Origin of the sequence: Pseudomonas viciae (assembly GCF_004786035.1) — a bacterium.
In the GTDB taxonomy this organism is placed as follows: Bacteria; Pseudomonadota; Gammaproteobacteria; order Pseudomonadales; family Pseudomonadaceae; genus Aquipseudomonas; species Aquipseudomonas viciae.
Genome location: NZ_CP035088.1, coordinates 2,039,254 through 2,054,386, shown reverse-complemented (window position 1 = coordinate 2,054,386; position 15,133 = coordinate 2,039,254). Strand labels below are relative to the sequence as shown.

Below are 15,133 nucleotides of genomic sequence, written 5' to 3'. Positions count from 1 at the left end.
TAAAAAAGACCGCAAAGGCAGGTAGACAACGGCTGTTGCGACAGTTGCCTGGCATCCCCCGAACGCAGTGTTTGAACATACCCCGTTACAACCGACCCGACCCCCTCGCCTGTTTCCTTCGTTGCGACATTTTGCCGAGGGCCAATTTTGTCCCTACACGGAACATGGAAAGGCCGCAGAATCAGCTTTGGAAAGCATTGACCCAGGTCATGGCGCGTTGCAATGACCCCCCGCTTTCTCCATACTTGCGACCGATTTTTATCCTAATAAAACACCCAAACCGTGGAACCTTAGAATGAGCACAGCAATCAGTCCGACTGCTTATAACTATAAGGTAGTCCGCCAGTTCGCCATCATGACGGTGGTCTGGGGGATCCTTGGCATGGGGCTCGGTGTCTTCATCGCCTCGCAACTGGTCTGGCCGGAATTGAATTTCGGTCTGCCATGGACGACGTTTGGACGCCTGCGCCCGTTGCACACCAACCTGGTGATCTTCGCCTTCGGTGGTTGTGCATTGTTTGCCACTTCCTATTACGTCGTGCAGCGAACCTGCCAAACGCGACTGATTTCCGACAGCCTCGCGGCCTTCACCTTCTGGGGTTGGCAAGCGGTCATCGTCGGTGCGATCGTAACCTTGCCACTGGGTTACACCACCACCAAGGAATACGCGGAGCTGGAATGGCCCCTGGCTATCCTGCTGGCCATCGTCTGGGTGACCTACGGTTTGGTGTTCTTCGGCACCATCGTCAAGCGCAAGACCAAGCATATCTATGTGGGTAACTGGTTCTACGGTGCCTTCATCGTCGTGACGGCCATGCTGCACATCGTCAACCACGCGTCCCTGCCGGTCAGCTTCTTCAAGTCGTACTCGGCCTACTCGGGCGCGACCGACGCAATGATCCAGTGGTGGTACGGCCACAACGCGGTGGGCTTCTTCCTGACCACCGGTTTCCTGGGGATGATGTACTACTTCGTGCCGAAACAGGCCGAGCGTCCGATCTACTCCTATCGCCTGTCCATCGTCCACTTCTGGGCGCTGATCACCCTGTACATCTGGGCCGGTCCGCACCACCTGCACTACACCGCGTTGCCGGATTGGGCGCAGTCCCTGGGCATGGCGATGTCGATCATCCTGCTGGCGCCAAGCTGGGGCGGCATGATCAACGGCATGATGACCCTGTCGGGTGCCTGGCATAAATTGCGCACCGACCCGATCCTGCGCTTTCTGGTGGTTTCCCTGGCGTTCTACGGCATGTCGACCTTCGAAGGCCCGATGATGGCCATCAAGACCGTCAACTCCCTGAGCCACTACACCGACTGGACCATCGGCCACGTACACGCCGGCGCGCTCGGTTGGGTCGCGATGATTTCCATCGGCGCCATCTACCACATGATCCCGAAACTGTTCGGTCGTGCGCAGATGCACAGCACCGGCCTGATCAACGCGCACTTCTGGCTCGCGACCATCGGTACCGTGCTCTACATCGCCTCGATGTGGGTCAACGGCATCACTCAGGGCCTGATGTGGCGTGCAATCAACGACGACGGCACCTTGACCTACTCGTTCGTCGAAGCGCTGCAAGCCAGCCACCCTGGCTTCATCGTGCGTGCCCTGGGCGGCGCGTTCTTCGCCAGCGGCATGCTGTTCATGGCCTACAACGTGTATCGCACCGTTCGTGCCTCTGACCCGGCTGAAGCTGAAGCCGCCGCCAAGATCGCCGTAGTTGGAGCTCACTGATGAAGCACGAAGCAGTAGAGAAGAATATTGGCCTGCTGGCCTTCTTCATGGTCATCGCTGTCAGCATCGGCGGCCTGACCCAGATCGTTCCGCTGTTCTTCCAGGACGTGACCAACAAGCCGGTCGAAGGCATGAAGCCGCGTACCGCCCTTGAACTGGAAGGCCGCGACGTCTACATCGCCAACGGCTGTGTCGGCTGCCACTCGCAGATGATCCGTCCGTTCCGCGCCGAGACCGAACGCTACGGCCACTACTCGGTCGCTGGTGAAAGCGTCTGGGACCACCCATTCCTGTGGGGTTCCAAGCGTACCGGCCCGGACCTGGCCCGCGTTGGCGGCCGCTACTCCGACGACTGGCAGCGTGCGCACCTGTACAACCCGCGCAACGTGGTGCCTGAGTCGAAAATGCCGGCCTACCCGTTCCTCGTAGAAAACAAGCTCGACGGCAAAGACACCGCCAAGAAAATGGAAGTCTTGCGCACCCTGGGCGTGCCTTACACCGACGAAGACATCGCCGGTGCCAAGGATGCCGTCAAGGGCAAGACCGAAATGGACGCGCTGGTGGCCTATCTGCAAGGCCTGGGCACCATCATCAAAAGCAAACGGTGATTTAGATGGATATCGGGATGATTCGCGGCCTGGGCACCGTCGTCGTAATGGTGGCCTTTATCGGTCTGGCCTTGTGGGTGTTCAGCCCCAAGCGCAAGTCGGAGTTTGAAGACGCGACCTTGCTGCCGTTCGCGGATGATCCCGAAGCCATCAAGCACGTCGAGCAAGCTTCTAGGAGTAACAAAGAATGACTACGTTCTGGAGTCTGTACGTCACAGTCCTCAGTCTGGGAACAATCTTCGCCCTGACCTGGCTGCTGTTGTCGACCCGTAAGGGCCAGCGCGCCGAGCAAACGGACGAAACCGTTGGTCACTCCTTCGATGGCATCGAGGAGTATGACAACCCACTGCCAAAATGGTGGTTCATGCTGTTCGTGGGCACCATTGTGTTCGCCCTCGGCTACCTGGTGCTCTACCCTGGCCTGGGCAACTGGAAAGGCCTGTTGCCAGGCTACAACTACCTGGACACCGAAAAGCAGACCGCCTTCGCCAACGGCCAGACCGGCTGGACCGGCGTCCACGAGTGGGAAAAGGAAATGGCTCGTTCGGACGCCAAGTTCGGTCCGATCTTCGCCAAGTTCGCCTCCATGCCGATCGAAGAAGTCGCCAAGGACCCGCAAGCCCTGAAGATGGGTGGCCGCCTGTTCGCCTCCAACTGCTCGGTCTGCCACGGTTCCGACGCCAAGGGTGCCTATGGTTTCCCTAATCTGACCGACGCCGACTGGCGCTGGGGTGGTGAACCGGAAACCATCAAGACCACCATCATGGGCGGTCGTCACGCCGTGATGCCGGGCTGGGCTGCCGTGGTCGGCGAGCAAGGCGTCGCCGATGTATCCGCCTATGTGGTGACCAGCCTGCACGGGCGCAAACTGCCGGAAGGCGCCAAGGCCGATCCGGCCAACGGCCAGAAACTGTTTGCCGCCAACTGCGTGGCCTGCCACGGTCCAGCCGGCAAGGGCACGCCTGCCATGGGCGCACCCGACCTGACGCATCCGGCCGGTTTCATCTACGGCTCGAGCTTCGCTCAGTTGCAGCAGACTATCCGTTACGGCCGTCAGGGCCAGATGCCTGCCCAAGCTGACCTGCAAGGCAACGACAAGGTCCACTTGCTGGCCGCCTATGTCTACAGCCTGTCTCACGGCGAGAAGGCTCCGGTCGCAGACGCCCAGTAAGGCAAGCGCCTGATACACCAAAGGCCCCGCCAATTTGATTGGCGGGGCCTTTTTGTTACGGTCCGAAACCTGGGCAAATCTGTTTCGCTTGCCGACCACCCACGCCTGTAGTAACGTGCCTACATTCGAGCTCAATGAGGGCACTTTCATGTCCATCACGACCATCTCCAGCCGCGAATTCAACCACGACACAAGTGGTGCCAAAAAAGCTAGCCGTGAAGGACCGGTCATCATCACCGACCGTGGCAAGCCTGCCCATGTGCTGCTAAGCATTGAGGAGTACCAGAAACTGACCGGCATCGGCCCCAGCATTGTCGAGTTGCTGGTCATGCCCGACGCGCCGGATATCGACTTCGATACCGAACGTGCCGCCATCACTCCTAGGCCGGTGGACCTGTCCTGATGTTTTTACTCGACACCAATGTTATTTCGGAACTACGCAAACCGCAGGCAGATAAAAACGTACAGGCCTGGGCACGTAGCGTGCCCGCCCCCAACCTGTACGTCTCGGCAATTACCGTATTGGAACTGGAAACCGGTGTGTTGCGCTTCGAACGCAAGGACCCGGCCCAAGGCAGCCGCCTGCGTGCGTGGCTGGATAACCACGTCCTGCCCGCGTTTGCTGGCAGGATCCTGGCGGTTGACCGTGCCATCGCGTTACGTTGCGCTCGCCTGCATGTGCCTGACCGCAGCAATGAATGTGACGCATTGATTGCCGCTACCGCGCTGGTCCATGGATTGACCGTGGTGACCCGCAACGTGAGTGATTTTCAAGGCAGCGGCGTGGCGTTGCTTAACCCATGGTCAGGAGATGAAAAAAACTAGATCCACCCTGAGACTTCGTGCGGTTTGTGGTGCCTTCAGCGAGCCGAGTTGGGAGGTTTCTCCTGTCTACTGATTTGCCCACACCCGCCCTTTCGTTTTTTGCCAACCCCACGGAATGTCTATAGTCAATTGATCTGGGTCATGACTTGTTACATCCACTACACCATTCTATGCATACCCCCAACGCGACCAAAGGTCGCACCCTTGGGCTAGAGCGACAGGCGTATCATTGCACCACCGCAACACCCTTCTGACCGTGGTCGGCACGTACTGGCCTCGGCACTTTTCCACTGCCGTGGGATGCAACTGATGAGCAACCAGATTCCGGTACATGACGTTACCCCGCCTGCCAAGGACGCGAACAAAAGCGTCGACCTGTATGCCTCTCGGGAAAAAATCTACACCCGTGCCTTCACGGGCCTGTTCCGCAACCTGCGAATGGTCGGCGGCGCCCTATTGTTCCTGCTGTATTTCGGTACGGTCTGGCTGAACTGGGGCGGGCATCAGGCCGTCTGGTGGAACCTGCCGGAACGCAAATTCTTTATTTTTGGTGCGACCTTCTGGCCCCAGGATTTCATCCTGCTGTCCGGACTGCTGATCATTGCCGCATTCGGCCTGTTTTTCATTACGGTTTATGCCGGGCGTGTCTGGTGCGGCTACACCTGCCCGCAAAGCGTGTGGACCTGGATTTTCATGTGGTGCGAGAAGGTCACCGAAGGCGACCGCAACCAGCGCATCAAGCTGGACAAGGCGCCCATGGGCACCAACAAGTTCCTGCGCAAGTTCGCCAAGCACAGCCTTTGGCTGCTGATCGGTTTCGTCACGGGCATGACCTTCGTCGGCTACTTCACGCCGATCCGCGAACTGGTGTTCGAGTTCTTTACCGGCCAAGCCGATGGCTGGTCGTATTTCTGGGTTGGCTTCTTCACCCTCGCCACCTACGGCAACGCCGGCTGGCTGCGTGAGCAGGTGTGCATCTACATGTGCCCTTACGCCCGTTTCCAGAGCGTGATGTTCGACAAGGACACGCTGATCGTCTCCTACGACCCGCGTCGCGGTGAAAGCCGTGGCCCGCGCAAGAAAGGTGTCGACTACAAGGCCCTGGGCCTGGGGGATTGCATCGACTGCACCATGTGCGTCCAGGTCTGCCCGACCGGCATCGACATTCGCGACGGCCTGCAGATCGAATGCATCGGTTGCGCGGCCTGCATCGACGCCTGCGACAACATCATGGACAAAATGGATTATCCCCGTGGCCTGATCAGCTACACCACCGAACACAACCTGTCGGGGCAGAAAACCCATAAACTGCGTCCGCGCCTGATCGGTTATGCGCTGGTGTTACTGACGATGGTAAGCCTGCTGGTGACGGCGTTCTTCATGCGTTCGCTGGTGGGGTTCGACGTCAGTAAAGACCGCGTGCTGTACCGCGAAAACGCCGAAGGCCGGATCGAAAACGTCTACAGCCTGAAAATCATGAACAAGGACCAACGCGACCACACCTACGTACTGGAAGCCACCGGCCTGCCCGATCTCAAGTTGCAGGGCCGGCGAGAAATCAAGGTCGCGGCCGGCGAGATCTTCAGTCAGCCGGTTGAACTGTCCAGCGCACCGGACCAACTGCCGTCGAGCACCAACGAAGTAACATTCATCCTCAAGGATGCCGATGACAACAGCGTTCATGTTGAAGCCAAGAGCCGGTTCATCGGCCCACAAATTCGTTAAGAGAACTGAACATGCCTGCAGCAACCGCCACCAGCCCTTGGTACAAGCATCTCTGGCCATGGATCATTATTGGGATCCTGACCTGTTCGGTGACACTGAGCCTGACGATGGTGACCATTGCGGTGAAGAACCCGGATAACCTGGTCAACGACAACTATTACGAGGCCGGCAAAGGCATCAACCGCTCGCTGGAACGCGAACTGCTGGCCCAGACCCTGCAGTTGCATGCCAACGTGCAACTGGACGACGTGACCGGTGAAGTGAACCTGCGCCTGAACGGCAACAGCCGGCCTCAGACCCTGGAGCTGAGCCTGATCTCGCCGACCCAGCCGGAGAAAGACCGCAAGATCGTCCTGACTCGCAACGACAGCGAACCGGGGCGGTACGTTGGCCAGTTGACGGACAAGATCGAAGGCCGGCGCTTTGTCGAATTGCTGGGTGTGGAGAACGACAAGACCTGGCGTCTGTTCGAAGAAGAACAGATCAACCATGAGCAGGACATCCTGCTCGGCGATGAACCGCTGCAAGGCGCTGAAGACCTGAAGAAATAAAAACCGATCGATGGCCTCTGTAGAAGCTGCCGAAGGCTGCGATTTTTTGATTTTGATCTTGCCCTTGAGATTCAAGTGTCAGGGGAAAGATCGCAGCCTTCGGCAGCTCCTACAATTCGTGTATCTCCTTGCAAGCCCATCTATGCCAGGCCTTCATAGCGACAACCATGAGCATTCCACAGCCCTGCTACCACTGCGCCCTGCCCGTCCCCCCCGGCAGTCGCTTCACCGCCGTTGTCCTGGGTGAAACCCGTGAGCTGTGCTGCCCGGGCTGCCAGGCGGTGGCCGAGGCCATCGTTGCCGGTGGTTTGGAAAGTTATTACCAGCATCGCAGCGAAGCGTCGGCCAACCCCGAAACCCTGCCGGTCCAACTGACCGATGAACTGGCGCTGTACGATCGCCCTGACGTGCAGCAGTCGTTCGTGCGCCATGACGGTGAACTGGCCGAAGCCACCCTGCTGATGGAAGGCATCAGTTGCGCCGCCTGCGGCTGGTTGATCGAAAAACAATTGCGTAGCCTGCCGGCCGTGGCCGAGGCACGGTTGAACCTGTCCAATCATCGCCTGCATGTGCAGTGGGCCGACGCGCAATTACCGCTGAGCAAACTGCTCGCTGAATTGCGCCAGATCGGATACGTCGCCCACCCGTACCAGGCCGACCAAGCCTGCGAGCAACTCGCCGCACAAAACCGCTTGGCCTTGCGCCAGTTGGGCGTGGCCGGGCTGCTGTGGTTCCAGGCGATGATGGCGACCATGGCCACCTGGCCGGAATTCAATATCGACCTGAGCCCGGAGATGCACACCATCCTGCGCTGGGTTGCGCTGTTCCTCACCACGCCCATCGTCTTCTACAGCTGCGCGCCGTTTTTCAAAGGCGCGATGCGCGACCTGCGCACCCGGCACCTGACCATGGACGTTTCCGTATCGCTGGCCATTGGCGGCGCCTACGTCGCCGGGATCTGGACCTCCATCACCGGTGTGGGCGAGCTGTATTTCGATGCCGTGGGCATGTTCGCCCTGTTCCTGTTGACCGGTCGTTACCTGGAGCGCCGGGCCCGGGAGCGCACCGCTGCCGCCACCGCGCAACTGGTCAACCTGTTGCCGGCCTCGTGCCTGCGCCTGGAGGATAACGGCCAGAGCGAACGCATCCTGCTCAGTGAGTTGCGCACAGGCGACCGGGTGCTGGTGCAGCCCGGGGCGATCCTGCCGGCCGATGGCAAGATTCTCGACGGCCAGTCCAGCGTCGACGAATCGCTGCTGACTGGCGAATACCTGCCACAACCCCGCCAGGCGGGCGATGCGGTCACCGCTGGCACGCTCAACGTCGAAGGTGCCTTGACGGTCAAGGTGCTGGCACTTGGGCAGGACACCCGACTGTCCGCCATCGTGCGGTTGCTGGAGCGGGCCCAGGCCGAGAAGCCGCGACTGGCTGAAATCGCTGATCGGGCCGCCCAATGGTTTCTGTTGTTCTCGTTGATCGCCGCTGCCGTCATAGGCCTGTTGTGGTGGCAACTGGATGCCTCCCGGGCCTTCTGGATCGTATTGGCGATGCTGGTCGCCACCTGCCCTTGCGCCCTGTCCCTGGCGACGCCGACCGCCCTCACCGCAGCCACCGGCACCCTGCACAAGCTCGGCTTGCTGCTGACCCGCGGCCATGTGCTGGAGGGCCTGAACCAGATCGACACAGTGATTTTCGACAAGACCGGCACCCTCACCGAGGGCCGCCTGGCATTGCGTGCCATTCGACCGCTGGCGGCCCTCGACAGCGATCAATGCCTGGGCCTGGCCGCTGCCCTGGAAAACCGCTCAGAACACCCCATTGCCCGCGCCTTCGGTCGCGCGCCATTGGCCGCCGAGCAAGTGCACAGCACTCCGGGGCTGGGGCTGGAAGGCCTGGTGGGCGAACAGCGCCTGCGCATCGGCCAGCCCGGTTTCGTTTGCGAACTCAGTGGTGCCTCGACGCCGATGATGCCGGACGAGCCCGGCCAGTGGCTGTTGCTGGGCGATGATATCGGGCCATTGGCCTGGTTCGTCCTCGACGACCGCTTGCGCGCCGACGCCCCGGCGTTGCTGGCAGCCTGCAAGGCGCGGGGCTGGCGCACGCTGCTGTTGTCGGGCGACAGTTCGCCGATGGTTGCCAGCGTCGCCGCCGAACTGGGCATCGACGAAGCCCGCGGCGGCTTGCGTCCGGACGACAAGCTGGCGATGTTGCAACAGTTGCACCAACAGGGCCGCAAGGTGCTGATGCTCGGCGACGGGGTGAACGACGTGCCGGTGCTGGCGGCGGCGGACATCAGTGTCGCCATGGGCTCGGCCACCGACCTGGCCAAGACCAGCGCCGATGCGGTGCTGCTGTCCAACCGTCTCGACGCCCTGATCCACGCCTTCAGCCTGGCCCGACGCACCCGCCGGGTGATCATTGAGAACCTGGTGTGGGCCGGGCTGTACAATGGCCTCATGTTGCCGTTCGCCGCCCTCGGCTGGATTACGCCGGTGTGGGCGGCGGTCGGCATGTCCATCAGTTCGTTGACCGTGGTGTTGAATGCGCTGAGGCTGACCCGCCAGCCCAAGGCGCACGCTCTCGACGCCACGCCCGATACCCGCCCGCTGCCGGCCTGAGCCGCGCGGGCATGGAGTTCCAACATGCCAGCTCTCTACGTGATGATCCCGGCCGCACTGCTGATCGTGGCCATCGCCGTGTACATTTTCTTCTGGGCCGTGGACAGCGGCCAGTACGACGACCTTGACGGCCCGGCCCACAGCATCCTGTTCGACGATCAGGACCCGAACCACAAGGCGGCCGTGGATGAAGCCAGTGGCGAGGCCCGTGAACCGGACGACAAGGCCCCGCCCCATGCTTGATCTGGCGCCATTACTCGTCTCGGCGGTCATCCTTGGCCTGCTCGGTGGCGGGCATTGCCTGGGCATGTGCGGCGGCCTGATGGGCGCCCTGACCCTGGCGATTCCCAAGGAACAGCGCAGTCGGCGGTTCCGGCTGCTGCTGGCGTACAACCTGGGGCGGATCCTGAGCTACGCCACCGCCGGCTTGTTGATCGGCCTGGCCGGCTGGGCCGTGGCCAATAGCCCGGCGGCGATGATCATGCGGGTACTGGCCGGTTTGCTGTTGATCGCCATGGGCCTGTACCTGGCGGGTTGGTGGAGCGGCCTGACCCGCATCGAAAGCATTGGCCGTGGCTTGTGGCGGCATATCCAGCCCGTCGCCAACCGTTTGCTACCAGTGTCGAGCCTGCCCCGGGCCTTGCTGCTCGGCGCGCTATGGGGCTGGCTACCATGTGGACTGGTCTACAGCACCCTGTTGTGGTCCGCCAGCCAGGGCAATGCACTGGACAGTGCGTTACTGATGCTCGCCTTCGGCCTCGGCACCTGGCCGGTGCTGCTCGCCACCGGCCTGGCCGCCGAACGCGTCACCGCCCTGCTGCGCAAACGCAGTGTGCGCATGGCTGGTGGGTTGCTGGTGATAGTCTTTGGTGTCTGGACATTGCCGGGGCCGCATCAGGATTGGCTGATGGGGCATTGACCGAGTAGCCGCCAATCGCGAGCAGGGGGGCGAACACCACATCCCCAATGTGCGAGCCTGCTCGCGATTGGCCTTCGCCCAGACTCCCCCCGTTGACGCAAATCAAAACCGCCCCGCGCCCACCCTCTTACACTTGTGCCCATGCCAGCCTATCCGGGGGAACGCCCGCATGCTCGACGCCATTCGTTGGGACACAGACCTGATCCGCCGTTATGACCTGGCGGGTCCACGCTACACCTCGTATCCGACCGCGGCGCAATTTGGTAGCCAGGTGGGTGCCTTCGACCTGCTTCATGCCCTGCGCGACAGCCGCAAGGCCCTGCGGCCATTGTCGCTGTATGTGCATGTGCCGTTCTGCGCGAACATTTGCTACTACTGCGCCTGCAACAAGGTCATCACCAAGGACCGCGGCCGCGCTCACGTCTACCTGCAACGCCTGGAACAGGAAATCCAGCTGATTGGCTGCCACCTGGACTCCGCCCAGCGCGTGGAACAATTGCATCTGGGCGGTGGTACCCCGACCTTCCTCAACCACGACGAACTGCGCCAACTGATGGCCAAGTTGCGCAAGCACTTGAACCTGCTGGACGACGACTCCGGCGACTACAGCATCGAAATCGACCCTCGCGAAGCCGACTGGTCGACAATGGGCCTACTGCGAGAGCTGGGGTTCAACCGGGTCAGCATCGGCCTGCAGGACCTTGACCCGGCCGTGCAACGTGCCGTCAATCGCCTACAAAGCCTGGACGAAACCCGCGCCGTGATCGAAGCTGCCCGGACCTTGCAGTTCCGCTCGATCAACATCGACCTGATCTACGGCCTGCCCAAGCAAACGCCGGAAAACTTCGCCCGTACCATCGAGGAAGTCATCAACCTGCAGCCGGATCGGCTCTCGGTGTTCAACTACGCCCACCTGCCGGAGCGCTTCATGCCCCAGCGGCGCATCAACAGCCAGGACCTGCCGAACCCGATGCAAAAACTGGCCATGCTGCAAGGCACCATCGAACAACTGACCGCCGCCGGTTACCGTTACATCGGCATGGACCACTTTGCCCTGCCCGACGACGAACTGGCGATCGCCCAGGAAGAAGCGACCCTGCAGCGCAACTTCCAGGGCTACACTACCCATGGCCATTGCGACCTGATCGGCCTCGGCGTGTCAGCCATCAGCCAGGTCGGTGATCTGTACTGCCAGAACAGCAGCGACCTGAACCATTACCAGAACACCCTCGCCGACGGGCAACTGGCGACCAGTCGCGGGCTGATCTGCAACGCCGACGACCGCCTGCGGCGCGCAGTGATCCAGCAGTTGATCTGTCATTTCAATCTGGCCTTCGCCGACATCGAGCAAACTTTCAATATCGATTTTCGTGGCTATTTCGCGCCGTTATGGCCGCAATTGCAGGCCATGGCCAAGGACGGTCTGATCGAGCTCGACAACATGCACATCAAAGTCCTGCCCGCCGGGCGCCTGCTGGTGCGATCAGTGTGCATGGTGTTCGATGCGTATTTGGAGCAACACAACCTGCAACGCTTCTCCAGGGTCATCTGAGCGCGACAATTTGACGACAAAACCGCACTGGCCGGAGTGACTGCTCTGGGGTACCCTTACGCCTTATGTGTGTTTTCCCACAAGGATTGAAGAAATGTCCGAGCCAGTCAAGCTGCGCGCCCACAACCAGGCCCATTGCAAGGATTGCAGCCTGGCCCCTCTCTGCCTGCCACTTTCATTGAATCTGGAGGACATGGACGCGCTGGACGATATCGTTAAACGGGGTCGCCCGTTGAAAAAAGGTGAATTCCTGTTTCGTCAGGGCGACACCTTCGATTCCGTCTATGCGGTGCGCTCGGGCGCCTTGAAAACCTTCAACCTGAGTGACGGTGGCGAAGAACAACTCACCGGTTTCCACCTGCCCAGCGAACTGGTGGGCCTGTCGGGCATGGACACCGAGACCCATCCGGTCTCGGCCCAGGCGCTGGAAACCACCTCGGTGTGCGAAATTCCTTTCGACCGTCTCGACGAACTGGCCCTGCAACTGCCGCAACTGCGCCGTCAGCTGATGCGAGTGATGAGCCGGGAGATCCGCGACGATCAGCAAATGATGCTGCTGCTCTCGAAAAAAACCGCCGACGAGCGCATTGCGACCTTCCTGGTCAACCTCTCGGCCCGCTTCCGCGCCCGCGGGTTCTCGGCCAACCAGTTCCGCCTGAGCATGTCGCGTAACGAAATCGGCAACTACCTGGGCCTGGCGGTGGAAACCGTGTCCCGGGTATTCACCCGCTTCCAGCAGAACGAGTTGATCGCCGCCGAAGGCAAGGAAATTCATATTCTCGACCCGATCCAGCTCTGCGCCCTGGCCGGCGGCTCGCTCGAAGGCTGACGCACATGCGCGGCTGAGGGATTGTCCTGGCCGCGCTATACTGCCGCGTTTGCAGCCCTGCCAGGACACCTCGACGATGGTTTTCGACTCCTTCGACATCAAATCCCTGATCCGCCCCGTGATCGACTTCCCCAAGCCGGGCGTGATCTTTCGCGACATTACCCCGCTGTTCCAGTCCCCCACCGCCCTGCGGCTGGTGATGGACAGTTTCGCCCACCGTTATGTCGAGGCCGAGTTCACTCACATCGGCGCGATGGATGCACGGGGCTTCTTGATCGGCTCAATCCTGGCTTATCAGTTGAACAAGCCCCTTGTGCTGTTCCGCAAGCAAGGCAAGCTGCCGGCGGATGTGCTGGCCGAGGGTTACCAGACCGAATACGGCGAGGCCTTCCTGGAAGTCCACGCCGACAGCCTGTGCGAGGGTGATTCGGTGGTGATGTTCGATGACCTGATCGCCACCGGCGGCACGCTGATCGCCGCCGCCAACCTGATCCGCCGCATGGGCGCCAAGGTCCACGAAGCGGCGGCGATTATTGATTTGCCGGAATTGCTCGGTTCCCAGCGGTTGGAAGATATGGGGATTCCGACGTTCTGCCTGACGCAGTTTTCCCTGAGCGAAAGGTAACCGGCAAACAACAATCTAACCTGTGGGAGCGGGCTTGCTCGCGAAAGCGGAGTGTCAGTCAATATATTCACTGACTGATCCACCGCTTTCGCGAGCAAGCCCGCTCCCACATTAGCTTCTGGCTGGCTGTTACAACGCGATCGGCTTGCGCCCGGCAAACGAATGCGCCAGCGTCCCACCGTCCACCAACTCCAGTTCACCACCCAGTGGCACGCCATGGGCGATGCGGGAGGCGATCAGGCCTTTGTTGTTCAGCAATTGGGCGATGTAGTGGGCGGTGGCTTCGCCTTCGACCGTCGGATTGGTGGCGAGGATGACTTCGGTGAACGTGCCCGCCTCTTCGATCCGCGCAATCAACTGTGGAATGCCAATGGCTTCCGGCCCCAAGCCGTCGAGCGGTGACAAATGGCCCTTGAGCACGAAATAGCGTCCGCGAAAACCCGTCTGCTCGACCGCATAGACATCCATCGGCCCTTCCACGACGCACAGCAGGCTGTCGTCCCGACGCGGGTCCGCGCATTGCGGGCAAAGGTCGTCTTCAGTGAGCGTGCGGCATAAACGGCAATGCCCTACGCCCTCCATGGCCTGGCTCAAGGCCTGGGCCAGGCGCGAACCGCCGCTGCGATCACGCTCGAGCAATTGCAACGCCATGCGCTGGGCAGTTTTCTGACCCACACCTGGCAAAGTTCGCAGGGCATCGATCAGTTGGCGAATCAAAGGGCTGAAGCTCATGGAGGAAATGTCCGACATAACAACGAGACGCGGTTTATACCCGCGCCTCCGATTAGCGTCAAATACTCAATCCCGCGCCACCCGGACCACCAACTTGCCGAAGTTGCGCCCCTCCAGCAGCCCGATAAAGGCCTGCGGTGCATTCTCAAGGCCATCGACTACGTCTTCGCGGAACTTGACCTTGCCATCACGCACCCAGGGCGCCATGGCGCTGATGAACTCCGGCTGACGGTCGCCGTAGTCGTCGAACACGATAAAACCCTGGATCCGCACGCGTTTAGTCAACAAGGTGCGCTGCAATTGCGGCAAGCGATCCGGGCCGCTCGGTGCTTCGTGCTCATTGTAGGACGCGATCAGGCCACAGAGCGGAATACGGGCCTTGGCGTTGAGCAGCGGCACCACTGCGTCGAACACCTTGCCGCCAACGTTTTCGTAATAGATGTCGATGCCTTTGTCGCAGGCTTGGGCCAGCTCCTCGGCAAAGTGTTCGCTCTTGTGATCGATGCAGGCATCGAACCCCAACTCGTCGACCACGTATTTACATTTCGCGCTGCCGCCAGCCACGCCGACCACCCGCAGCCCCTTGATCTTCGCCACCTGGCCGACCACCGAGCCCACGGCTCCCGACGCCGCCGCGACCACCAGGGTTTCCCCCTCCTTGGGCTGGCCAATGTCCATCAGCCCCATGTACGCGGTCATGCCCGGCATGCCCAGCACACCCAAGGCCATCGACGGACTGGGTAGCCCGGAGGGGATCGGAGTGACATTGCGCCCATCGCTGATGCCGTGGCTCTGCCAACCTGTGGCGCCCACCACCAGGTCGCCTTCGTGGAATTTCGGGTGCATCGAACGCTCCACGCGGCTGACAGCGCCTCCGGTCATTACCTCACCGATTTCCACCGGGGCGGCGTAGGAAGGTGCGTCGCTCATCCGTCCCCGCATGTAGGGGTCCAGGGACAGGAACAGGGTCTTGAGCAGGATCTGCCCGTCCACCAGGTCCGGCAGCGTTACCTGCTCGATACGGAAGTTGTCCGCGGTGGGCGCGCCTTTGGGGCGGGAGGCTAGGACGATGCGCTGGTTGGATGTCGATGCTTGTGACATGGAAGCGTTCTCCTTGATCGTTGAGTGGGACCTATAGGAAGCAGACCATTGCCGGTGGAGCGGCGTTCGATGTTTATTCAGTGGGTACTTGTGGGAGCAAGTAAGGTTTCTGCCACCGCTCGGCCCTATGACAGAAACA

Annotated in this window: 16 protein-coding genes; 14 read left to right on the top strand and 2 right to left on the bottom strand. The window is 61.0% G+C overall.

Annotation, left to right across the window (positions count from 1 at the left end; genetic code table 11):
• Positions 1 to 295 precede the first annotated feature (295 nt).
• The 14 genes from ccoN to EPZ47_RS09320 all read left to right on the top strand — a co-directional run bounded on the left by ccoN (position 296) and on the right by EPZ47_RS09320 (position 13,161).
• Positions 296 to 1,738: a cytochrome-c oxidase, cbb3-type subunit I gene (gene ccoN, locus EPZ47_RS09385; RefSeq protein WP_123414475.1), complete on the top strand. Its 1,443-nt coding sequence runs from the start codon at positions 296 to 298 to the stop codon at positions 1,736 to 1,738.
• Positions 1,738 to 2,346 (top strand): cytochrome-c oxidase, cbb3-type subunit II, encoded by a 609-nt coding sequence (ccoO, locus tag EPZ47_RS09380; protein ID WP_009042961.1) that lies wholly within the window; start codon positions 1,738 to 1,740, stop codon positions 2,344 to 2,346. Before ccoN ends, ccoO begins: the two co-directional genes overlap by 1 nt.
• Before the next feature lie 5 nt (positions 2,347 to 2,351).
• The gene (locus EPZ47_RS09375; RefSeq protein ID WP_003175465.1) at positions 2,352 to 2,537 is read left to right on the top strand and encodes a CcoQ/FixQ family Cbb3-type cytochrome c oxidase assembly chaperone; all 186 of its coding nucleotides are present in this window, start codon (positions 2,352 to 2,354) and stop codon (positions 2,535 to 2,537) included.
• A complete protein-coding gene (gene ccoP, locus EPZ47_RS09370) occupies positions 2,534 to 3,517 on the top strand; it encodes a cytochrome-c oxidase, cbb3-type subunit III (protein WP_135844511.1) in 984 nt (327 codons plus the stop codon). Before EPZ47_RS09375 ends, ccoP begins: the two co-directional genes overlap by 4 nt.
• 148 nt (positions 3,518 to 3,665) lie before the next feature.
• A complete protein-coding gene (locus EPZ47_RS09365) occupies positions 3,666 to 3,920 on the top strand; it encodes a type II toxin-antitoxin system Phd/YefM family antitoxin (RefSeq protein WP_135844510.1) in 255 nt (84 codons plus the stop codon).
• Positions 3,920 to 4,342, top strand: a complete 423-nt coding sequence (locus EPZ47_RS09360; protein ID WP_135844509.1) for a type II toxin-antitoxin system VapC family toxin — start codon at positions 3,920 to 3,922, stop codon at positions 4,340 to 4,342. Before EPZ47_RS09365 ends, EPZ47_RS09360 begins: the two co-directional genes overlap by 1 nt.
• Before the next feature lie 309 nt (positions 4,343 to 4,651).
• The gene (ccoG, locus tag EPZ47_RS09355) at positions 4,652 to 6,067 is read left to right on the top strand and encodes a cytochrome c oxidase accessory protein CcoG (RefSeq protein WP_135844508.1); all 1,416 of its coding nucleotides are present in this window, start codon (positions 4,652 to 4,654) and stop codon (positions 6,065 to 6,067) included.
• Between the two features lie 11 nt (positions 6,068 to 6,078).
• Positions 6,079 to 6,618 carry a FixH family protein gene (locus EPZ47_RS09350; RefSeq protein WP_135844507.1) on the top strand — a complete coding sequence of 180 codons (540 nt, stop codon included), beginning with the start codon at positions 6,079 to 6,081 and terminating at the stop codon, positions 6,616 to 6,618.
• Positions 6,619 to 6,785: 167 nt separating this feature from the next.
• Positions 6,786 to 9,236 carry a heavy metal translocating P-type ATPase gene (locus EPZ47_RS09345; protein WP_135844506.1) on the top strand — a complete coding sequence of 817 codons (2,451 nt, stop codon included), beginning with the start codon at positions 6,786 to 6,788 and terminating at the stop codon, positions 9,234 to 9,236.
• Positions 9,237 to 9,260: 24 nt separating this feature from the next.
• Entirely contained in the window at positions 9,261 to 9,479 is a 219-nt protein-coding gene (gene ccoS / locus EPZ47_RS09340) for a cbb3-type cytochrome oxidase assembly protein CcoS (protein ID WP_072348138.1), read from the top strand.
• Positions 9,472 to 10,155, top strand: coding sequence for a sulfite exporter TauE/SafE family protein (locus EPZ47_RS09335; protein ID WP_135844505.1), 684 nt, complete (start codon positions 9,472 to 9,474; stop codon positions 10,153 to 10,155). The genes ccoS and EPZ47_RS09335 overlap by 8 nt, the downstream gene beginning before the upstream one ends.
• Positions 10,156 to 10,324: 169 nt before the next feature.
• Complete coding sequence (hemN, locus tag EPZ47_RS09330; RefSeq protein WP_135844504.1) at positions 10,325 to 11,707, top strand: oxygen-independent coproporphyrinogen III oxidase; 1,383 nt, start codon at positions 10,325 to 10,327, stop codon at positions 11,705 to 11,707.
• Positions 11,708 to 11,801: 94 nt separating this feature from the next.
• Positions 11,802 to 12,536 carry a fumarate/nitrate reduction transcriptional regulator Fnr gene (gene fnr / locus EPZ47_RS09325; protein WP_135844503.1) on the top strand — a complete coding sequence of 245 codons (735 nt, stop codon included), beginning with the start codon at positions 11,802 to 11,804 and terminating at the stop codon, positions 12,534 to 12,536.
• A gap of 76 nt (positions 12,537 to 12,612) precedes the next feature.
• Positions 12,613 to 13,161 (top strand): adenine phosphoribosyltransferase, encoded by a 549-nt coding sequence (locus tag EPZ47_RS09320; RefSeq protein WP_041020481.1) that lies wholly within the window; start codon positions 12,613 to 12,615, stop codon positions 13,159 to 13,161.
• A 129-nt stretch (positions 13,162 to 13,290) separates the two neighbouring features.
• Here the strand turns inward: EPZ47_RS09320 and recR are convergent, their stop codons facing one another.
• Positions 13,291 to 13,893 carry a recombination mediator RecR gene (gene recR / locus EPZ47_RS09315; RefSeq protein ID WP_003199585.1) on the bottom strand — a complete coding sequence of 201 codons (603 nt, stop codon included), beginning with the start codon at positions 13,891 to 13,893 and terminating at the stop codon, positions 13,291 to 13,293.
• 66 nt (positions 13,894 to 13,959) lie between these two features.
• Positions 13,960 to 14,994, bottom strand: coding sequence for an NADP-dependent oxidoreductase (locus EPZ47_RS09310; RefSeq protein WP_135844502.1), 1,035 nt, complete (start codon positions 14,992 to 14,994; stop codon positions 13,960 to 13,962).
• Positions 14,995 to 15,133 lie beyond the last annotated feature (139 nt).